At 63.8% G+C, this 19231-nt stretch carries 16 protein-coding genes and 1 pseudogene; 10 read left to right on the top strand and 7 right to left on the bottom strand.

What is annotated here, in order from left to right; genetic code table 11:
- Positions 1-61: 61 nt before the first annotated feature.
- The 3 genes and pseudogenes from ACVWWN_RS31965 to ACVWWN_RS31955 form a co-directional block, all read right to left on the bottom strand.
- Positions 62-895: an IclR family transcriptional regulator domain-containing protein gene (locus ACVWWN_RS31965; protein ID WP_457147435.1), complete on the bottom strand. Its 834-nt coding sequence runs from the start codon at positions 893-895 to the stop codon at positions 62-64.
- Between the two features lie 120 nt (positions 896-1015).
- Positions 1016-1201, bottom strand: a pseudogene (locus tag ACVWWN_RS31960) (cytochrome ubiquinol oxidase subunit I); the annotation flags it as partial.
- A 198-nt stretch (positions 1202-1399) separates the two neighbouring features.
- The gene (locus tag ACVWWN_RS31955) at positions 1400-2491 is read right to left on the bottom strand and encodes an amidohydrolase family protein (protein WP_457147434.1); all 1092 of its coding nucleotides are present in this window, start codon (positions 2489-2491) and stop codon (positions 1400-1402) included.
- A gap of 238 nt (positions 2492-2729) precedes the next feature.
- Here ACVWWN_RS31955 and ACVWWN_RS31950 point away from each other — a divergent pair, with 238 nt between their 5' ends.
- Positions 2730-3002, top strand: a complete 273-nt coding sequence (locus tag ACVWWN_RS31950) for a hypothetical protein (protein ID WP_457147433.1) — start codon at positions 2730-2732, stop codon at positions 3000-3002.
- A gap of 98 nt (positions 3003-3100) precedes the next feature.
- Positions 3101-4180 carry an NAD(P)/FAD-dependent oxidoreductase gene (locus ACVWWN_RS31945; protein WP_457147432.1) on the top strand — a complete coding sequence of 360 codons (1080 nt, stop codon included), beginning with the start codon at positions 3101-3103 and terminating at the stop codon, positions 4178-4180.
- Positions 4181-4187: 7 nt separating this feature from the next.
- On the opposite strand, the gene ACVWWN_RS31940 is transcribed toward ACVWWN_RS31945, so the two are convergent.
- A complete protein-coding gene (locus tag ACVWWN_RS31940) occupies positions 4188-4994 on the bottom strand; it encodes an IclR family transcriptional regulator (protein WP_457147431.1) in 807 nt (268 codons plus the stop codon).
- Between the two features lie 693 nt (positions 4995-5687).
- Here ACVWWN_RS31940 and ACVWWN_RS31935 point away from each other — a divergent pair.
- The 8 genes from ACVWWN_RS31935 (at position 5688) to ACVWWN_RS31900 (ending at position 14208) form a co-directional block, all read left to right on the top strand.
- Positions 5688-6176: a MaoC family dehydratase gene (locus ACVWWN_RS31935; RefSeq protein ID WP_457147430.1), complete on the top strand. Its 489-nt coding sequence runs from the start codon at positions 5688-5690 to the stop codon at positions 6174-6176.
- A 61-nt stretch (positions 6177-6237) separates the two neighbouring features.
- A complete protein-coding gene (locus ACVWWN_RS31930; protein ID WP_457147429.1) occupies positions 6238-7068 on the top strand; it encodes an alpha/beta fold hydrolase in 831 nt (276 codons plus the stop codon).
- Between the two features lie 15 nt (positions 7069-7083).
- Positions 7084-8094: a thiamine pyrophosphate-dependent dehydrogenase E1 component subunit alpha gene (locus tag ACVWWN_RS31925; RefSeq protein ID WP_457147428.1), complete on the top strand. Its 1011-nt coding sequence runs from the start codon at positions 7084-7086 to the stop codon at positions 8092-8094.
- On the top strand, positions 8084-9076 hold the full coding sequence (locus tag ACVWWN_RS31920) for an alpha-ketoacid dehydrogenase subunit beta (RefSeq protein ID WP_457147427.1): 993 nt from the start codon (positions 8084-8086) through the stop codon (positions 9074-9076). Before ACVWWN_RS31925 ends, ACVWWN_RS31920 begins: the two co-directional genes overlap by 11 nt.
- Positions 9073-10473 (top strand): dihydrolipoyl dehydrogenase, encoded by a 1401-nt coding sequence (gene lpdA, locus ACVWWN_RS31915; protein ID WP_457147426.1) that lies wholly within the window; start codon positions 9073-9075, stop codon positions 10471-10473. The genes ACVWWN_RS31920 and lpdA overlap by 4 nt, the downstream gene beginning before the upstream one ends.
- Before the next feature lie 22 nt (positions 10474-10495).
- The gene (gene sucB / locus ACVWWN_RS31910) at positions 10496-12157 is read left to right on the top strand and encodes a 2-oxoglutarate dehydrogenase, E2 component, dihydrolipoamide succinyltransferase (protein ID WP_457147425.1); all 1662 of its coding nucleotides are present in this window, start codon (positions 10496-10498) and stop codon (positions 12155-12157) included.
- Between the two features lie 82 nt (positions 12158-12239).
- Positions 12240-12749 (top strand): hypothetical protein, encoded by a 510-nt coding sequence (locus ACVWWN_RS31905; protein WP_457147424.1) that lies wholly within the window; start codon positions 12240-12242, stop codon positions 12747-12749.
- Positions 12750-12930: 181 nt separating this feature from the next.
- Positions 12931-14208: an amidohydrolase family protein gene (locus tag ACVWWN_RS31900; protein WP_457147423.1), complete on the top strand. Its 1278-nt coding sequence runs from the start codon at positions 12931-12933 to the stop codon at positions 14206-14208.
- 280 nt (positions 14209-14488) lie between these two features.
- Here the strand turns inward: ACVWWN_RS31900 and ACVWWN_RS31895 are convergent, their stop codons facing one another.
- The 3 genes from ACVWWN_RS31895 to benB form a co-directional block, all read right to left on the bottom strand.
- Positions 14489-15205 (bottom strand): maleylpyruvate isomerase family mycothiol-dependent enzyme, encoded by a 717-nt coding sequence (locus ACVWWN_RS31895; protein WP_457147422.1) that lies wholly within the window; start codon positions 15203-15205, stop codon positions 14489-14491.
- An 805-nt stretch (positions 15206-16010) separates the two neighbouring features.
- Positions 16011-18683, bottom strand: coding sequence for a benzoate 1,2-dioxygenase electron transfer component BenC (benC, locus tag ACVWWN_RS31890; protein WP_457147421.1), 2673 nt, complete (start codon positions 18681-18683; stop codon positions 16011-16013).
- A 21-nt stretch (positions 18684-18704) separates the two neighbouring features.
- A complete protein-coding gene (gene benB, locus ACVWWN_RS31885; RefSeq protein ID WP_457147420.1) occupies positions 18705-19223 on the bottom strand; it encodes a benzoate 1,2-dioxygenase small subunit in 519 nt (172 codons plus the stop codon).
- Between the last annotated feature and the right edge of the window lie 8 nt (positions 19224-19231).

Below are 19231 nucleotides of genomic sequence, written 5' to 3'. Positions count from 1 at the left end.
CCGGCCTGAGGCCGCAACCGCGCTCAGCCAAGGATCGCCGACTGGTCCAGGACTGCCAGATCTACCCTTGACCCTCTCGCCTGCGGGCCGGGTGGCCGTCTCGGTGTCCCGTTGCGTGAAACTCGGTGGCCAGTTGGCGCGAGAGACTGTGACACGCAACGGATAGCGCGTCTGCGGCCGGCTTGGATTCGCTGCCCAGATCTCGGACGGCGAGTTCGATGGCGGCGGCGACGCGGCCTCCGCCGTAGAAGATCGGCATCGCAATGGCCGCTTTGCCGCACTCGAGTTCGTTGCGTGACGTCGCGACCTGCGTGAGCCGGATGACCGAAAGACGCTGGCGCAGGACATCGGGTGAGGTGATGGTGTGCCGGGTGAACGCGGGCAACCCATCGGCGATGACGCGGTTGACTATCCCTGGTGGAGAGAAGGCGAGCAGTGCTTTGCCCGCCGCCGCCGCGTGAGCCGGTAGGAGACCGTGGAGGAGTTTCGCGGCGCGCGTGCTTCCGGTGGCGTCCGGTGATTGCGGCCGCAACGTGAGGACTTGTGAGCCACGCAGTACGCCCAGCCGCACCTCGCTGCGGGTGGCTCGTGACAGGTCATCGAGCATCGGCAGGGCCCGCGTCACGGTCTGTGCGTACGAGAAGACTTCGGACTGCGCGTACTCGCTGGCGATTATTCGCAACGGCAAACCGATTCGGTAGTGGCGCTCCTCGGTTCGCTCGAGGAGACGCCAGGCGACCAGTTCTGAGGCCAGACGGTGCGCGGTCGATGTAGGTAGATGTGCTGAGCTGGCAATCTCGGTCAGCGTGTGTACGCCATCGTCGGTGAATACCATCAAGATCGCGGTCACCTTGCTGGTGACAGATCGTCCAGCATCGGTGGAATTTCCTGCCACGGCCAGTCCTCATCTGTTGGAGACGAGGTTCGCATGTGGAGGTGGGGGTGCCTCGTATTCGCTCCCATTGCCTGAGAGTGCTCACTGAGAAGCCTAGCCTGCATTGACGACGACGTGGCATTAACGGCGGCGGGACGGACCGATCGTATGTAGCAAGGAGTCCCAGACGGCCTCCGTCGCAGCCATCTTCATGGGCTGACCTCGGTCGTCCACCTTGCCTTGCATATCGCCGATGATCGTCATGCCGATGCCGGCGGCGAGCGCCAGGAACAGGCTGAACCGGAGCGAAGCGCGCATCACCTCGGTGTGCTGGCGTCGTGCCTGGCGCTACGCCACGATCCCGATGATCAGGGCCGCGCCGGAGGGCATCGCCCGCAGGTATGTGTGAGAGATCCGACCACGGGGACCTTATTGCTCAACACCGAGGAAGAAGGCGAGCACGCCTCCATCGCCAGTGTCGTCGACCCGAATTGCAGACAGCGAACAACAAACCGTCCATCGCCGTCACCGCCGATGTTCGGCGGAGCGGACCGTAGGCTGCTGCGCTGACATGGGCGAGCCGAGCAGGGAATCCGCTGTGCGCCAGAGGATTTTCTCGGCATCGTCTGCATCAAGACCGAGTGACAACACAGTCGCGACTGGATCGGTGTCGCCTAACTCGAACGGGTGGTCGGTGCCGAGGAGGACCCGATCGACGCCCATGTCCGATACGAGGTGAGATAGCAGCGTTGGGTCGAATACCGCGGTGTCGTAGTACAGCCGCTTACAGAATTCGCTCGGTGGGATCTCAGTGGTGTGAGCGACGTCCTTGCGCTTCCAGCCCAGGTCGAGTCGACCACGCAGCCATGGCAGGCAGCCGCCACCGTGCGCCAGACACATGGACAGGTCGAAACGTTCGAACACTCGGCCATAGATCATGCGGGCGATGCTGATCGCCGTCTCCGCCGGGTAGCCGACGAGCTGGGGGAGATAGAAATCGCGCTGCCGGTGTGCGTCAGGAACCCCACTGGGGTGGACGAAGATGAACGCGTTTCGCTCGGCCAGCAGCGCCCAAAGATCCTCGTTCACTGGGTCATCGAGCTCCCTGCCGCCACCGCGAGTGCCGATGGCGACGCCGGGAAATCCGAGGTCGTCGAGGCAGCGGCGGGCCTCATCCGCGGCCTCAGGGATGCCGAGTGGGACCGACCCGAGGCCGTACAGCCGGCCGGCTCCCTCGGCGACGTAACCGGCGAGTTCGTCGTTGCCCCGCGAGATGGTTGTGGTGACAAGCTTTCCGTCTTCGGAACTGGAGCAGTACAGGAATGGTGGCATGGACACCGTATGCGCCCACACCGCGATGTCGTCCATCTCGGCCAGCCGGGTGTGAGGGTCGTACTGGGAGCGGGCGAGGGGGAGCGGCGTGTTCTTACCGACACCGCTCACCGACGGATCGAGCAGGACTATGCCGTCGGAGATCCTCGACAGGTCCGACAGTCCGGCGCGCTCGAGCCACTCGAGCAGCGGCAGTGGCATCGCATGGTTGTGCACATCGATCGCCGTGGGACGGGTGCTGTCTGGACCGGCCGGTGGGCCGTCGTTGGACTCGTGTGTGCGCATCCAATTCCCTTCACATCCCTCGCTTCGAAGTCCATGGTGGTCGTGCGAGCCCGTCCGGGGCACGGCCTTCTTGCTGGGTGGAACTTCGTCGCCAAGACCTATCGCCCCCTCATGGGGGATGCCAGACTCCGCTTGAGCCCTTGTCAACACCCACGCTCTGCCGGCTCACGCAGTTCGCAACGCTGCCCCTGTGCCGTCAAGAGTTACGGACAACGGAAACCACCCAAGGAGGACGCGAATGACTCAGACACCGAACTTCACCCCGGATGTCGAGGCCGCAGCGGAGCGCATCAAGAAGACGAGTGATCGGGTGCTCGCGTTGAGCAAGGAAAACGGCCTCGTATGGCTGGAGGCTTACGAGAAGATGCTCAACGGTGTGCTCAAGCTGGAGGAAGACACCGCAAAGGAGCTCAATTCCGACTGGGTCGAAACGCTGGTGTCAACGCAGGCCGACCTCATGCGTGAAACGTCGCAGGCATACCTCGGCGCTCTGAAGGATCGTCTGAAGTAGTTGAGGTTCTTCGCCGCACCGCGCACGACGTAGAAGCGCTCTCGAGGAGGCGTCGCCTGGATGCCAGCCCGGCAATACGCACGCGTCCCAAGGTCGTCGTGGTCGGCGGTGGCTTCGGTGGCGTGAACGTCAGCAGAGTTCTGGCGAAATCCGATGTCGACGTGACGATAATCGACCGGACAAGCCATCACCTTTTCCAGCCGTTGCTCTATCAGGTTGCGACCGGCATCCTGCCCGAGGGCTTGATAGCGCCGGCATTGCGCCGCGTCGTGCAGAAACAAAAGAACACCAAGGTGGTGCTCGGCCAAGTCGTGGACCTCGACCTGCAAACGCGAAGCGTTTCGGCACTTGCGCCGGACGGAGCGCGAATAACGCTTCCGTACGACACCCTGGTGGTCGCGGCCGGTGCAACCCATGCGTATTTCGGGCACGACGAGTGGGCCGAATTCGCGCCCGGAATGAAGACGCTGGAGGATGCTCGGCACCTCCGGAATCACATCTTGGGTTCGTTCGAAATGGCCGAGCTGGCAACTGACCGGGCGGAACGCGACGCTTTTCTTTCGTTTGTCGTGGTGGGGGCGGGACCGACAGGTGTCGAGGTCGTCGGCCAGATTGCCGAGCTCGCGCATGGTGTCCTGCCCGGCGATTACCGTGAGATCGATACGCGTCAGGCGAGGATTGTGCTCATCGAGGCCGGTCCAGCGGTTCTAGGTCCGTTCGACGAGCGCCTTCAGCGATACACCACGCGGACGCTCGAACGGATGGGTGTCGAAGTGCGGTGCGCCACGAAGGCCACCGAGATAGACGCCGACGGCATCACCGTACGGAACGACGATGGTGAAGAGCGCATCGAAGCCAGGACCAAAGTGTGGGCCGCAGGTGTCCAGGCGTCCCCGCTCGCGAAAATACTCGCCTCGTCGACCGGTGCCGAGACCGATCGAGCCGGCCGCATCCAGGTCGAACCCGACTGCACGTTCATTCACGTCTTGTATCTGATTGGCTGGGGCAACCGGTTCGGCACCCTCTACTCGTGGGGCCGCTCGCTCTGGTTCACGAAGAACCGAGCGCACCGCACGATAACGCTCGATCAGGCGATCGACGAGATCGGTGTTCAGGGTTCGGCGGCGGCCGGCACGCTTTCATCCGAGAACGGCGCGCGGCAACCATCGACGACGTAGTGAAAGATCAGCGGCTCGAGGCCGTGCGAACCATGGGCGTGAAGCCGCCATTCTGCGGGGGATGGACCGCAGCAAGCTGGTCGACCGCTGCGCGTCCCTTTGTGACTGTGCTGAGTTCACGTGACAGGCTGCCGCATGCCACCGCCAGGGCGGGGGAGACTCTGGCGAGATCGATCTGCGGATCGCCCACCTGAACTTCTATCGCTGCGAGCACTTTTCCGTCGGCGAACACCGGCATCGCGACACCGTGGTTTCCGATTTCGAGTTCACCCGACGACACCGCGATGTGCGCCTGCCGAATGGTGGCGAGGTTATGCCGGAACTTCTCGGGGGCCACGATCGTGTAACGGGTGAACTGCGTGAGCCCCTTCGCGAGCAGGCCGTCGGTGATGCGTGCCGGGGAGAATGCCAACAGCACCTTGCCGAGTGCTGTCGCGTGTGCGGGCAACGTCGCATTGACGTCGAAACTGGTGACTGGACAATTCGGTCTCTTCTCGACGTATTTGACCTCGCTGCCTGACAGCACGCCCAGACGCGCCGGACGGTGAATGGCCCGCGTCAGGTCCTCGAGGACGCACGATGCGCGTTCGACCAGGGTCGGCGCCCGCCATTCGGCCGTGCCGATTCGACGAAGCGGCGATCCGACATGGTAGTGACCGTCATCGTCCCGCTCGAGCAGGTCCCGGGTAGCCAACTCGATGGCGAGGCGGTGCGCGGTGGAGACGGGCAGCCCGGCGAGCCTGGCAATTTCGGTCAACGAACGCTCATCGCAGTCGGTGAAGGCGAGCAGAATTGCGGAGACTCTGCTGGTCACAGACTGACCGGGTTCGGTCGAGTTACCCGCCACACGCCCCCCTTGCAATCATGAAATGTGACCCATCTCACACGCCGTCGCCATTCATCATGATGTCACTTATTCCGTTCCCTCCGCCCAGAAATTAACGATCGAGTCACAACCGGCGGAGAAATGGCCTGCGGTCCGTCGGACGTCGACCGCGTGCGGCACCCAGATGTCGGGTCGCCCCGACACACCGAAGGGCGGTTGGCGGTGACCCCACCTACTGTCACGTTCGGAAAGGGGCGAGCCAGGAAGGCGCGGGCGCTGGGCGCTGTCGACGCGGGGCGGCGGTGGGACATGCAGGAGGCGGTCGCCTGTCGGCGACTCAGTTCAGCCTGGTGTTCGCGCGCAACGCCGATGGGATGATCCCCGCTTGGCTTGGTCAACGCGCGTTTCGTTCGCCGGTTCCCGGGCCACCGACTGCTGGTCCTCGGCTTGGCCGCGTGGACAATGGTCGCCGTCATCCTCGTCGTCGCCTAGTCTCGGCGCTTCGGAGTCGGGCGGCCGGAGATCGTGCCGCGAAGTCGGGCCCGAGCGCCATCCAGGCCGCCCTCTCGCTGGGTGGAAAGAGGCCCTTTGGCGCTGGCGACTCGACTACTGCGGGTGTTTGACTCGCGACAGCGCAGGCGGAGCGCGTTCACGCAGACGGGCTGACGAAGGATCAAATCAATGAGTGTTGATGCCGCACCAGGTGAGACGCGGCAGCCGCTCGTCCTCGAGGGACTTGCCGGGCTGCGTGAGCGCGTCGGCACGGTGCTCGGGGTCAGCGACTGGGTCGAGACCACACAGGAGAATGTCGACACCTTCGCCAAGCTGACGGGTGACGAGCAGTACATTCACATCGATCCCGAACGCGCCGCGAAGGGTCCATTCGGAACGACAGTTCAGCACGGTTTCCTGACCTTGGGGACCGCGACGGGGCTGCTCTGGTCGGTATGCGTCGTCAACGGATTCAACGTGATCCTGAACTACGGACTCAACAAAGTGAGATTCCCGGCGCCGCTGAAAGTGGGCTCACGGAGCCGGATGCATGTTGAGTTGACAGAGGTGAACGAGCTGGAGGGCGGGGCAGAAGCCATTTACCGCCTGAAGTATGAGATCGAAGATTCGCCGAAGCCGTGCTGTGTAGCCGAGCTCGTCTTTCGGTATTACGACTGACCCGCCTGTGCGGGCGGTCGAGAAACACTGCAGAACAACGCAACTGTAGACGGAGAGCAACATGACAGCTACGACGAAGCCGGAGATCGGCGCCACTGCAATCGCAAACGGAATCGAGACGAACTATCTCGAGGATGGTTCCGGCGATAAAACCGTGCTGCTGATCCACGGTTCAGGCCCGGGCGTGACGTCGTATGCGAACTGGCGCCTCGTAATGCCCGCCTTGGCAACCAAATTCCGCGTCATCGCACCCGACATGGTCGGGTTCGGTTACTCGGAGCGGCCCAAGGATATCGATTACTCACTGCAGACATGGGCGGATCAGGTCGTCGGTCTGATGGACACGCTCGGAATCGAGAAGGCCAGCCTGGTCGGGAACAGTTTCGGCGGGTCAATCGCGCTATGGATCGCCACCCAGCATCCCGACCGTGTCGACAAACTGGTGTTGATGGGCAGCATGGGGGTGCCCTTCCCGATCACCGAGGGCCTCGAGCGCGTGTGGGGATACGAAGCCTCCTTCGAAAACATGCGCAAGGTGCTCGACGTGTTCGCCTATTCGCGCGAGCTGGTGAACGACGAACTCGCCCAGGTGCGCTACGAAGGCAGCATCCAGCCGGGATTCCAGGAATCGTTCTCGTCGATGTTTCCGGCGCCGCGCCAGCGGTGGGTGGAGGCGATGTGCACCCCTGATGAAGACATTCGACGACTGCCGCACCGAACACTCATCGTTCATGGACGCGAGGACCAGGTCATACCGGTCCAGACGTCGCTCCGGTTGATGGAGCTCATCGACAACGCCGATCTGTCCGTCTATTCGCACTGCGGACACTGGTCGATGATCGAGCGAAACGCCGACTTCAACCGCAGCCTGCTTGAGTTCTTTTCGAGCTGAGAGCCGGACGGATCGATGGCCACCTCAACCGAATCCAAGCCGCAGTCAGCGGATGACGCGCTGGCCGCCCGCGACCCTAAGCTCCTGATCCATATCTACGAGATGATGGTTTTGACCAGGGCGGTCGAAGACCGAATGGTCGCGATGTACAAGAGCGGTGATCTGCTCGGTTCGTTGTATACGGGCCACTGGCACGAAGCGATCTCGGTCGGGTCCACGGCGGCCCTGAGCGACGGCGACTACATGGCACCCATCCATCGCGACCTCGGCGCACACCTGTGCCGTGGGATGGAACCGTGGCAGGTGATGGCCAGCTTCATGGGCAAGGCCACCTCGCCGACGGGTGGCCGGGACGGCACCTTGCATTACGGTCGTCTCGATCTGGGTATCTACAACCTGCCCAGCCACATTCCAGCCAACTTTCCGGTCGCGACCGGGATGGCATTTGCGGCCAAATACCGGGGCGACGGTCGGGTCTGCCTGGCGTTCTGCGGTGACGGCTCCACCTCCCGCGCCGACTTCCACGAGGCGCTGAACATGGCAGGGGCGCTGACGTTGCCTTGCATCTTCGTGATCGAGAACAATCAGTTCGCCTATTCCACCCCTGTCAGCATGCAGACTGCGTCGCAGGACTTCGCGGGTAAGGCCGCGGCTTACGGATTTCCCGGTGTGAAGGCGGACGGCACGGACGCGGTCGCGGTCTACGACGCGGTTGATCAAGCCGTGACGCGGGCCCGGCAGGGCGGGGGCCCCACGTTGATCGAGGCCGTGACGATGCGTATGCACGGCCACGCGGAGCACGATCCCGCAGACTACGTGCCGCGCGAGATGTTCGAGGAGTGGCGGAAGAAAGACCCCGTCGAGCTTTTCGAGCGACGGCTGCTGGACAGTGGTGTGCTCAGCGACGCCACCGCGGAGGAGACCCGGGAAAAGGCTCGCCAGCATGCGATCGACGCGCGTCGTAAGGCGCTTGCCGACCCGATGCCTGACGGAAGCACCGTCGAGGAGGGTGTCTATGCCGACTAAAACCGACGGAGGCGGAGTCACCTATCTCGAGGCCATCGGTGCGGCGATGATGTCGGAGATGGAGGCCGACCCTGACGTCTTTCTGATCGGTGAAGACGTCGGCCAGTTCGGCGGCGCGTTCAAGGTCACGAAGGGCTTCCTCGAGAAGTTCGGGCCGCGGCGGGTAGTCGACGCTCCGATCGCCGAAACCGGATTTACCGGTCTGGCGGCGGGCGCCGCGCTCGTCGGGTTGCGACCGATTGTCGAGTACCAGTTCGCCGACTTCATCTCGTGTGCGTTCGACCCCATCATCAACGTGCTGGCGAGACACCATTACCGCACGGGTGACGCGATGCCGGTGACAATGCGAGCGCCGTTCGGTGCGCGCCTGCGGGCCGGCCCCACGCACTCCCAGAGTGTTGAATCGTATTTTGCGCATGTGCCCGGACTGAAGATCGTCATGCCCGGTTCGGTCGAAGACGCGGCCGGTCTGCTGATCAGCTCGATCAGAGACAACAACCCAGTGCTGTATCTGGAGAACAAGTACCTCTACCGGCGGTTGCGCACTGACGGACCGATCAGCCTCGACCCGATCCCGTTAGGCGAGGCCAATGTGGTTCGCGAGGGCCGCGACGTCACACTGATCACGTATTCGGCCGGCGTGTCACAGGGCGTCGAGGTCGCGGACGAGTTGGACAAGGAAGGGATCTCCGTCGAGGTCATCGACATCCGGACGTTGGTACCTCTGGACATCGAAACGATCGTCGCTTCGGTCAAGAAGACCGCACGGGCGGTCGTCCTGCATGAAGCCGCCCGCAGGATGGGGTACGGCGCAGAGATCGCGGCCGAGGTGCAGGAGAGATGCTTCTGGCATTTGGATTGGCCAGTGACGCGCATCGCGGCGAAGAACACGCCCGTTCCGACCAGCCCTCCCCTGGAGGACGCCATGATCCCGCAGCCCGCGGAGATCGCGGAAACGCTGCGAGAGGTGGCGAGGGCGTGACCGATTTCGACATCGTCGTACTTGGCGGCGGCCCAGGCGGTTACGCGGCCGCGCTCTACGCCGCGTCCGCAGGCCAGAAAGTGGCGTTGGTCGAGAAGCAGACGGTCGGCGGCACCTGCCTGCATCGCGGCTGCATACCGGCCAAGGCGCTGCTGCAGGCCGCGGAGGTATTCCGAACCGTTCACCACGCGAACGACTTCGGAATCGGCCTCGGGGCGGGGGCCGACCCGGCGGCGGACTGGCGGGCGGTCAACAAGCGGAAGAGCGGCATCGTGTCCTCCCTTCACAAGGGCCTGTCGGGCCTGCTCAAACGGCGAAAGATCGCGGTTGTCAACGGGTTCGGTACGCTGACGCCGCAAGGTGCGGTCGCGGTAGACGGCCAGACGCTGAGCGGTGAAGCCGTGATCATCTGCTCCGGGTCGGAACCGCGGTCGTTGCCGGGGCTCAAGGTCGACGGCGAGCGCATCGTCACCTCCGATCAAGCGACGAACAGCGAGTCCAAAAAGCTTCCTGAACGGATTGCGGTGATCGGCGGTGGCGTCATCGGTGCCGAGTTCGCGTCGGTCTACACCGACTTCGGGGTTCAGACAACCCTGTTGGAGGCGCTTCCGCACGGCGTGCTCCCGATTGGTCCGGACCGCGAGACGGCGGACGTCCTGGCAAAAGCTCTTGCCAAGCGCGGCACAGACATTCACGCGGAAGCCCGTGTCGGTGCCGTTGAGACGACCAGTAACGGGGTCCTCGTCCCGTTCGAGACTCCGAAGGGCTCCGAGAAGATCGAGGTCGACCAGCTGCTCGTCGCCATCGGTCGCCGTCCGGTCAGCGAGGGGATGGGTTTCGAGGCGGCCGGCGTCGAAGTATCCGACAGTGGGTTCATCTCGGTCGACACCTCGACGATGCAGACCACGCGCCCCGGCGTCTACGCCATCGGCGACTGCGTACCCACACCGGGGCTCGCGCACGTCGCCTATGCCGAGGCCGTCGTCGCGGTCCAATCCGTGCTCGGTGAGGATCCCGCTCCGGTGGACTACAGCAAGGTTCCCTGGGTCGTCTACACGCATCCGGAAGTGGCCTGGGTGGGGATGACCGAGGCCGAGGCGCGAGATGCCGGGCACGACGTCGAAGTGCATAAGCACTCGTTCGCCGGGAACGGGCGCGCGATGATCGTCGGCGACACCGAAGGGCTGGTGAAGGTCGTTGCAGCGCGCGGCGGCCCGTTACTCGGCTTGCATTTGGTCGGGCCGTGGGCGAGTGAGCTGCTCCACGAAGGGTATCTGGCGGTCAACTGGGAGGCCTTGCCGTCTGACGTCGGCTCGCTCATCCACGCTCATCCAAGCCTCTCCGAGGCAATCGGCGAGACGATGATTACATTCTCCGGCCGATCGTTACACGGCTGATACAGCTCTGGAGGCGATTGAAATGTCCGACGAGACATGGGTTGTGACCCTGCCGAAGTTGGGTGAGTCGGTGACCGAGGGTGTGATCGGCACCTTCTTCAAGAACGTGGGCGACGAGGTCGAGTTCGACGACCCGCTGTTCGAAGTATCGACCGACAAGGTCGACACGGAGGTCCCGAGCTCGTACGACGGTGTTGTGCTTGAGGTTCTGGCCCAAGAGGGCGACACCGTCTCGGTCGGCGCCGCGATCATGCGGATCGGCGGGAAGGGCGCCACGGTGCCGAACCGCCTCCCATCGGCTGCACACGGGGTGGCTGCGGCCGGCGGACGATCACTCAACGATCCGTCCGCGCCGTCGGTCGGCGGATCGGAGGGTCCGACGACCGAGAACGCCGACTTTTCGCCGTCCGCCACGGGTGAAGTTTTCGAGATTACGATGCCGAAACTGGGTGAGTCGGTCACGGAGGGCACGATCGGCACCTGGTTCAAGGTCGTCGGAGACGACGTCGCATTCGACGATCCACTGTTCGACGTGTCCACTGACAAGGTGGATTCGGAGATCCCGAGCCCGTACGACGGGAAGATGCTGGACATCCTCGTCAGCGCCGGCGAGACGGTGCCCGTGGGTACCGTTCTGGCACGCATCGGGTCGGCAGGCGCACGGGTCGGCGGACCGGCCGGGAACGGCACTGGACCGGCCGCCGTCGAGAGTCCGAGTGCCGTCAATGCGCAGACCGGCGCGGCGCCGGTCAGCCGCGATGGCGCAGGCGGACGGCTGTTGTCGCCATTGGTGCGCAGGCTAGCCGCCGAGCACGGCATCGACGTCACAACGGTTGCCGGAACGGGTGTCGGTGGTCGTATCCGGCGGGAGGACATCACGAACGCGATCGCCGCCGGCCCGGCGGTAGCCGCCGCACCGGCAGCGGTCACTGCACCGACCGCGGCTGCGCCCCGTGCGTCGAGGGCCGGCACCGACGGCCGGGACGAAGTGGTGCCGCTCAGCAGAATGCGTCTGATTCTCGCGGACACGCTCAAGGCGTCGCAGACGCTCGCCGCATCGGTGTGGACATCTGTGGAGGTGGATTTCGACAATGTCGAACGGGTGCGTAACGAGTACAAGACTCGCTTCAAGAAGGAGACCGGCGCGTCTTTGAGCTACTTGCCGTTCATCTCCCGGGCGGTCTGTGACGCGCTGCGCGCGTTCCCGACGGTGAACTCCTCGATCGACCTCGAAGCCAAGACGATGACGCTGCACCCCTACGTCAACCTGGGCGTCGCCGTGGATCTGGATGAGCAAGGACTGGTGGTGCCGGTGGTGAAGGACGCCGACAGCCTCAACATCCGTGGAATCGCCAGCCAGATCGCCACGAAAGCAGCAGCGGCGCGAGCGAAGGAACTGCCCAACAAGGAGATGCAGGGCTCCACGTTCACCATCACGAACCCCGGACCCTTCGCCAGCTACGCGTCGTCGCCGATCATCAACCAACCGAACGTCGCGATCCTGTGCACCGACGGCGTGAAGCGCCGCCCCGTCGCGGTCGGTGACGCCATTGCGATTCACCCGGTCGGGATCATCGGGATGGTCTACGACCACCGTGCGTTCGATGGGAGCACTGCGTCGAAGTTCCTGTTGCACATCAGGGATTCGCTCGAAAAGCGGCACTGGTCAGCCGATCTCAGTTGATCGTCGGCGGCCGGGCATGAGCGGGGCCGGCGAGACCGATGGCGCCGGGGGGCCCGTCACTGTCCTCATTGACCGTCGCGTGGTGCCCGGCAGAGAGGTCGAGTTCGAGACGTGGGCCTCGGACTTGACCCGCGCGCATCGGGGGTTCGACGGATTTCTCGGGGCGGGACTGCTGCGGCCGGGGCACGTCGGTGAGTTGTGGCATGTTGTGTACGGGTTCGCCTCGGCCGACGAACTAGCCCGATGGGAACACTCACAGACGAGGTCCGACCTGCTGACGCGCGGCGAGCAGGTGATGTCGACCTCGCATGAGCGGCGGATGACGGGGCTCGAGACCTGGTTCGAAGTGCCCGGCCGCACGGCGCCCGCACCTCCGCGGTGGAAGATGTTCGTGGTCACCTCGGCCGTGATCCTCGTGATCCAGTTGATGCTGAACCTGGTTCTGTACCAGATGGTTTCGTCGTCCATCGCACTCGTTCCGCGGGTGGCGTTGATTACGTTCTCGGTGTCGGCGTTGATGACCTGGGTCGTCCAGCCGCAACTGGCGCGTCTGCTGGAAGGCTGGCTGTACGCGCCTCGGCGATCCCGCTGACCGACGGATTGTATTCGCGAGCTAGGAAGGCGCGCGACATGTTGTCATCCCGGGCGCAGCGGAGGACGGTAAACCCGTGGATCGAAGAGAGGAAGACGAGTCCGTGACGCAGGTAGCGAGTACGGCGGGGGACACCTCAGCGGACAATGAAGCGGGCGGTGCGGGACGAGGAGGTAGCACTGTGATCATCACGAATGCGGCTCTCAGAGGCCGAGAGGGAACTTGGGACATCCACATAGAAAACGAGAACTTCGGTTCCATCGTCGCAAGCCCGACAGACTCCGACAACCGCGATGGCGGCAGTTCGGATGCCGATCTGTTCGACGCCGGCGGCCGACTCGTCGTCGAACCCTTCGTCGATGCGCATGTGCACCTCGACTACGCGAACACGGTCGGCAGGCCCCGGCCCAATGCGTCCGGGACATTGTTCGAGGCCATCGAGATCTGGGCCGAACGAAAGCAACATGGCATCAATGAGTTTGGCGAGATCTACCAGAACGCCCTGGCTGCGGCCCGATCCGAGGCAGCCAATGGCACCGGCTTCATCCGGTCACACGTCGACGTCACCGATCCAGACCTGACGGCGCTGAAAGCTATCCTTCAGCTGCGCGAGGACGTCAAGGATTGGATCGAGATCCAGATTGTCGCCTTCCCGCAGAACACCGTCCTGTCGTTTCGCGACGGGCCTCAGCTTCTCGAGCAGGCGCTCAAGATGGGAGCCGACGTTATAGGCGGCATTCCGCACAATGAGGATACGCCCGAAAACGGTGTGGCCTCGCTGAGGTTGATCTTCGACCTCGCCCAAAAGTACGGTGTTCCTGTGGATGTGCACTGTGACGAGATCGACGACGAGCAGTCCAGGTTCGTCGAAGTGGTGGCCGCTTTCGCATCGAAACGCCAACTCGACGTTCCGGTGACGGCCAGTCATGCAGTCGCGATGGCGTACTACAACAACTCTTACATGGCGAAGCTCACCCCGAAACTCCTAGCCGGAGAACTCAAATTCGCGATTTGCCCCAACGAGAATCTTCAGCTGCAGGGCTGGGGAATGGTGCCGATGCCTCGTGGGGTCGCTCCGATCAAACGACTCATAGAATCCGGCCTCAATGTCGCATTCGGCCAGGACTCCATCGCCGATCCCTTCTATCCACTGGGTGACGGCAATATGTTGCGCATCCTCGACGTTGGTCTGCACATCGGTCACATGCTATCGGACAGGCATCTCAGTCAGGCGCTCGAATTCATCACCAGTAATGGGGCGAAGAATTTGGGCATCTCCGATCGTTACGGCATCGACGAGGGTAAACCCGCCAACTGCATCGTTCTCAATTGCTCAACTGACAAGGAAGCTGTTCAATGCCAGGCGGACGTGCTCTGCTCCGTGCATAACGGCAAGACCGTCTTCACCCGGAAACCAGCCGCCTACATGACGACGATGAACGGATTCGCCGCCAGCTGAGCGGTCATGCACGTCGATCAGGGTACGAGGACGAACCTGCAATTGGACGGCTCGGCACTACTCGGATTGGCCGGTCGTGTTGGTCTTGGCTAGGACTCCGTGAAGTCCGCAGAGGCTTGCCGGTGCCATCGACGCATCTTCCCGTAGCAAATCTGACAGTCGGTGAGTGAAATCCCCGCTGACGGCCCTCGTGTTGCACGCCGAACGGTGCGGCCGAGGTGGATTCCTGATCACCGGGTCACGGGACATTCCCCGGGGCGGACCGGGGCCGGTGTCGAGCTCAGCCGATGGAGCGGGCCGGGCGTTCGGGCAGCTCGCCGTCGTGCCGGAGACCGTCGGTCAGTCCCCGAGCCAGCCACCCGATGACCGCGTCGCGGCCACCCTTGATTGCGGTGGCGCCGTCGCCGATGACGTAGTGCTCGCCCTCGTCGGTGTCAATGGTGACGCCAGGGAAGTCATCGTTGGCCGAGACCCGCTCCACGATGATCTCCAGGGTGTCCTCCAGGGCGTCCATGTCGGCCTCGCCGAGCCCCCACACGGTGTCGAGGTCGGCGTGGTGGATGATGACCTCCGATATTCGCAAGGCGGGCACGGCGTACGGGGTGATACTGGCGCCGCCAGGGGTCTTGACGGTCTCCGCCTTGAGCCCGTCCTTCAAGGTCGCCGCCTTGTCGGCAAAGTTCTTGATGGCGGTGCGCAGAGCAGCCTTGATCTCTGGGGGCGACTTCTTGGCCAGGTTCACGATGTCAGCGTTGCGGGCATCCCGGGACACGTAGGGCGGGGTCTCGACGCCGGTCGTGCCCCACGTAATCATGTTTCCCATGGCGTCAGCGCCTAATGCCAGGTGGGCAACTACGTGGGCGCGGGACCACACTTCACACTTCGAAGGAGCGGCGAACTCCTCGTCGGTGAGGCTCTCGATAGTGGCCAGGAGCATGTCGGTCTCACGGGTCAGGCGGTTCAGGTCAGCGGGCAAAAGGGCAGCAGTCTTGATCACGCCTCCATCTTGGTAGTTGCCCGGCTGCCGCACTAGACCGAGTCTGCGTGGCCGGCCGTGTTGCTGGAGAGAAAGTACGTTCTTGCGATTTCAGCGGCTCCCGACGAGTTCGCCCATTTGTCGTAATACCGTGAGAACCAAAGACTTCGCGCACTAAGCCGGTTTGCTGTCGGCCAACCGAACCGCCTGGGCGGAGCGGAAGCGCATCCCGAAGGGAAGCCCTCCGCGGGGTGCTGGCGCATCGCGTCGGCAGTGGTCATCGGCGGCTCGTACTTGGTCGCGGCGCCCACGGTGAAGCGGCGTTACGTGATGAAGTACTGCTGGAACCCTCCGGGTCGACGCCATGTCCTCCATCGCCATGGGACTCCGTCGGGAGGGCGCTGAGCAAATGGCGAACTCGCGGTCGAAATCGATGAGTTGTTTGGCGACCTTTTGGCGTTCCGCGGACTAAGTGTGCAGGAGTTCGACCGGCGCCTGCACACCCGCTGGGTGAGTTTCGATGCGCGCCAGAGACGATCGGTGATCGCCAACGTGGCGATCGCCCGAGAACCCGATTCGGCTATGAGCAATCAGACTGTGACACAACCGATTACTCTCTACTCGAGACCCGCTGGCCAACTCCGACTCGAAGGTCCCGTCCTGCGGTAATCAACCCGCGCATTTTAGACAGACTGACGCGCGTCGACACGACACGCTCGTCCCACAGCGAAGCTCCTCTGGTCAACGAAGCGGCGGCCACGACGACGGTCGCGGCCGCCGCTGCACCCTGCTCCTTGACAAACTGACCTACATATCAGCCGACGACTTACCCGAGGTCACCCCCAGCTACAGGGAGCACAGTCCCGGTGATGTAGGAGGCCTCGTCGGAGGCGAGGAAGGTGATCGCCGCGGACTGCTCGTCCAGTGTCCCGTACCGCTTGAGCAGCGATGAGTCGATGACCTGGTCCACAATCTGCTGGTACCACTCCCGGTCTCGAGCCTGCTGCCGTTCGGGCCCGCGCGCAATCCGGCGTTCCGGAGCTTCGGTTCCGCCGGGCGCCGTCGCGACGACTCGGATGCCGTGCGGGGCTGCCTCCATCGCCAGCGCCGTCGTGATGGCGTTGACGCCGCCCTTCGCCGCCGCGTATGGCACCCGGTTGATGCCCCGAGTGGCATTGGACGAGACGTTGACGATGGTGCCCGCCCCTGCCTTGATCATGTACGGCAGCACGGCGCGGCAGCACCACAGCGTGGGGAACAACGAGCGGCGCACCTCGGCCTCGATCTCCTCGGGGCCGTACTCTTCGTAGGGGCGAAACCAGATGCTGCCGCCCACATTGTTGATCAGCACGTCGATGCCGCCCAGTTCATCTCGTGCCTGTGCGGCCGCCGTTGCGGCACCTTCCCAGCTCTCCAAATCCGCGGTGACCGCGATGGCGTAGCACCCCGCGGCTTCAAGCGCCGCGACTTCCCCAATCACCAGTTCGGACCGGTCGACGAGAGCTACATCTCCTCCCTCAGCCGCAATCCGCCTGGCCACCGCCTGCCCGATGCCCTGCGCCGCGCCGGTGACCACGACCCGCTTGCCTTCAAACCTGCCGCGGCTGAACCACTTCGGCAGCACGCGGGCGCGGCTCTCAGCCAAGGCTCGGCGCATCGTCAGCTTCGACCGATCGGCGTGCTCGGATATCAGCCGTCGTGCGGTGTCCCGGTCACCGGCCTCGAACGCCGACACAATATCGAGGTGGTCCGTCGCGACACGCGGATCGCACCACGTCGCGTGGCGCAGCACCTCCTGCATACGGCCCTTGACACCGAGGTTGTTGTAAGCCTGCAGCAGATGCACGTTGCCGGTCATGTTGAACAGGTAGTCGTGGAAAACCGCGTTGGCGTCGGTGAAGGCGGCGGCGTCGACGAACCGGTCACCCTCCACCCACGGCACCGTTGCCTCGGCCACCAGTCGGTACCCGATCAACTGGCGCGAGGTCATCCTGCCGATAGTCAGCTCCAAAGCGCCCAGCTCGAGGGCCTCCCTGGCGTCGAAGACGGCGTCCGAGCTGAGCACCGACGGATGCTCCTCGCCGATCACGTAGTGGGGCTCGACCAACGGCGCCATATCGGAGCGGCCCAGCACCTGTTGCCCCGCAACCGCTCTCGCCTCACACGATTCGATGAGCTTGCCATCGGGGTCCAGCGGCATCACCGGCACATCGCTTGCTGCGCGCGCAACCGGCTGACCCGCGATCGCGCGGGCCATTGCGGCCTCATCGCTGGGCGAAGCGGCCACGGCGACACCGACGAGGGGCGGAACTTCCTTGCTTGGCCATATCGTCTGTCCGGCCACCGACCGGCCTTCCGGACCGGTGAGGACGGCCGCGACTTCAACGGCTCCCGGTGCGCGCTCGCGGACCGGCGGGGCGGCGACGGTGGGCGCTTCGGCTTCGGCGATTACCTCCGGCTCGGGGGTCACTTCGGCGCGTGCAGCGGCGCCGGTGCCCGACAGCGCGAAGCGCTCGTAGTAGAAGCCGACCGGTTGTACACCCCCAGCGTCGATGTGCTTACGGACCGCCTCGACCATCGGCGGCGGACCGCACAGGTAGACGGATGCTTCTCCACCGCAAAGGTGTTCGGGCGTCATGAGGGCGGTGACGAAGCCCTTGTGCACCGCCGAGCTGGCCTGGTCGGCGACACAATAATCCCAAGTCAGGTTCCCAAGCTCACCAGCCAGCTGCTCAAGGGTGTCCAACTCGACCGCGTCCTCGTCGGTGTTGACGCCGTAGATGAGGTGCAGCTGCCGGCTGGTGCTGGAGCGCATCTTCCGCAGTATGGACAGGATCGGAGCCAGTCCGGTGCCGCCGGCGAGCAGCAATGCCGGCCCCTGGCCCTCTCGCAGGAAGAAACTCCCGTTGGGCCCGGTGAACGTCAGCTCGTCGCCCACAGTTGCCCGCTCATCGAGGTACGTCGACATCACCCCGCCCGGGGTCAGCTTCACCAGAAAACTCAGCGTCTTGTCGTCCGGCGCGCTGCTGAATGAATAGGACCGGGTCTCGTGGGTGCCAGGGACCGCGATGTTGACGTACTGCCCGGGCAAGAAGGTCAACTCGTCACGGTTCGGGATTTCGACGCTGAACGAGACTGTTGTGGGCGAAAGCCGGTTGAACTCGGCGATCTCACTGACATACGTCGCGGCCGTGGTCTTGGCCACCTCCGACGTACTGGCGATCTTCAACACCAGATCTGACTTCGGCTTCATCACGCAGGGCAGCGCATAGCCCTGTTCGAACTCGTTCTCCGACAGCGCGTCCTCGATATATGTGCCGGGGTTGAACTCGCCGGACTCGCAGAACGCCTTGCATGTTCCGCAGGCCCCGTCGCGGCAATCCAGCGGGATGTTGATCCTCGCCCGGTATGACGCGTCGGCGACGGTCTGGTCATCTTTGCAGCTGATGAATCGAGTGACGCCATCCTCGAAGCCGAGCGCGACTTGATACTCCGTCATGCGGGTTCCTCGCTGAGGTCTTTAGACGTGGTAAATGTCGACGACGTGATGGATGTAGTCGTTCTTCAGCACCACGGTCTTGCGGCGGATCAGCGGCGAATCCCCGGAGAAGTCGATGGTGTAGAACGACGTGCCGTAGTACGGATCGACGGTGTTGTACCGGAAATACATGGTGTGCCAGTTGAACCGGACATCGACCAGATCACCGCGCCGCTCGATGACCTCCACATTGGTGATGTTGTGGCTGGTGCGCGGCTCGGGAAGCGAGGTCGCACTGGAGCGTTCGGTTCTGATCCGGAACACCCGGTCTGTCAGGCCGCCCTTGTTGGGGTAATAGATGAGCGAGATCTCCGTCTGCGGGTCCTCCGAGAGCAGTTCGTCATCGCGCCAGCACGGCATCCAGTACTCGACGTCGTCGGCGTAACACTCCAGCCACTTCTCGAACTCGCGGTCATCGAGATATCGGGCCTCGCGGTACAGAAACTGTTCGATCGCCTGTTGGCTGATCGTGGTGCTGGTCGTGGGTAGCGTCGCAGTCATTGAATCCT

The sequence above is a fragment of the Mycobacterium sp. URHB0021 genome (genome assembly GCF_054057895.1).
The sequence above is the reverse complement of the archived record's forward strand: the minus strand, read 5'-3'. Positions and strand labels throughout refer to the sequence as shown.

What these genes read in the sequence shown, in the direction of transcription:
- ACVWWN_RS31955 (WP_457147434.1), bottom strand. Translation starts at nt 2,491, where the DNA reads ATGCGCACACACGAGTCCAACGACGGCCCACCGGCCGGTCCAGACAGC.
- ACVWWN_RS31950 (WP_457147433.1), top strand. Translation starts at nt 2,730, where the DNA reads ATGACTCAGACACCGAACTTCACCCCGGATGTCGAGGCCGCAGCGGAG.
- ACVWWN_RS31935 (WP_457147430.1), top strand. Translation starts at nt 5,688, where the DNA reads ATGAGTGTTGATGCCGCACCAGGTGAGACGCGGCAGCCGCTCGTCCTC.
- ACVWWN_RS31930 (WP_457147429.1), top strand. Translation starts at nt 6,238, where the DNA reads ATGACAGCTACGACGAAGCCGGAGATCGGCGCCACTGCAATCGCAAAC.
- ACVWWN_RS31925 (WP_457147428.1), top strand. Translation starts at nt 7,084, where the DNA reads ATGGCCACCTCAACCGAATCCAAGCCGCAGTCAGCGGATGACGCGCTG.
- ACVWWN_RS31920 (WP_457147427.1), top strand. Translation starts at nt 8,084, where the DNA reads ATGCCGACTAAAACCGACGGAGGCGGAGTCACCTATCTCGAGGCCATC.
- sucB (WP_457147425.1), top strand. Translation starts at nt 10,496, where the DNA reads ATGTCCGACGAGACATGGGTTGTGACCCTGCCGAAGTTGGGTGAGTCG.
- benC (WP_457147421.1), bottom strand. Translation starts at nt 18,683, where the DNA reads ATGACGGAGTATCAAGTCGCGCTCGGCTTCGAGGATGGCGTCACTCGA.
- benB (WP_457147420.1), bottom strand. Translation starts at nt 19,223, where the DNA reads ATGACTGCGACGCTACCCACGACCAGCACCACGATCAGCCAACAGGCG.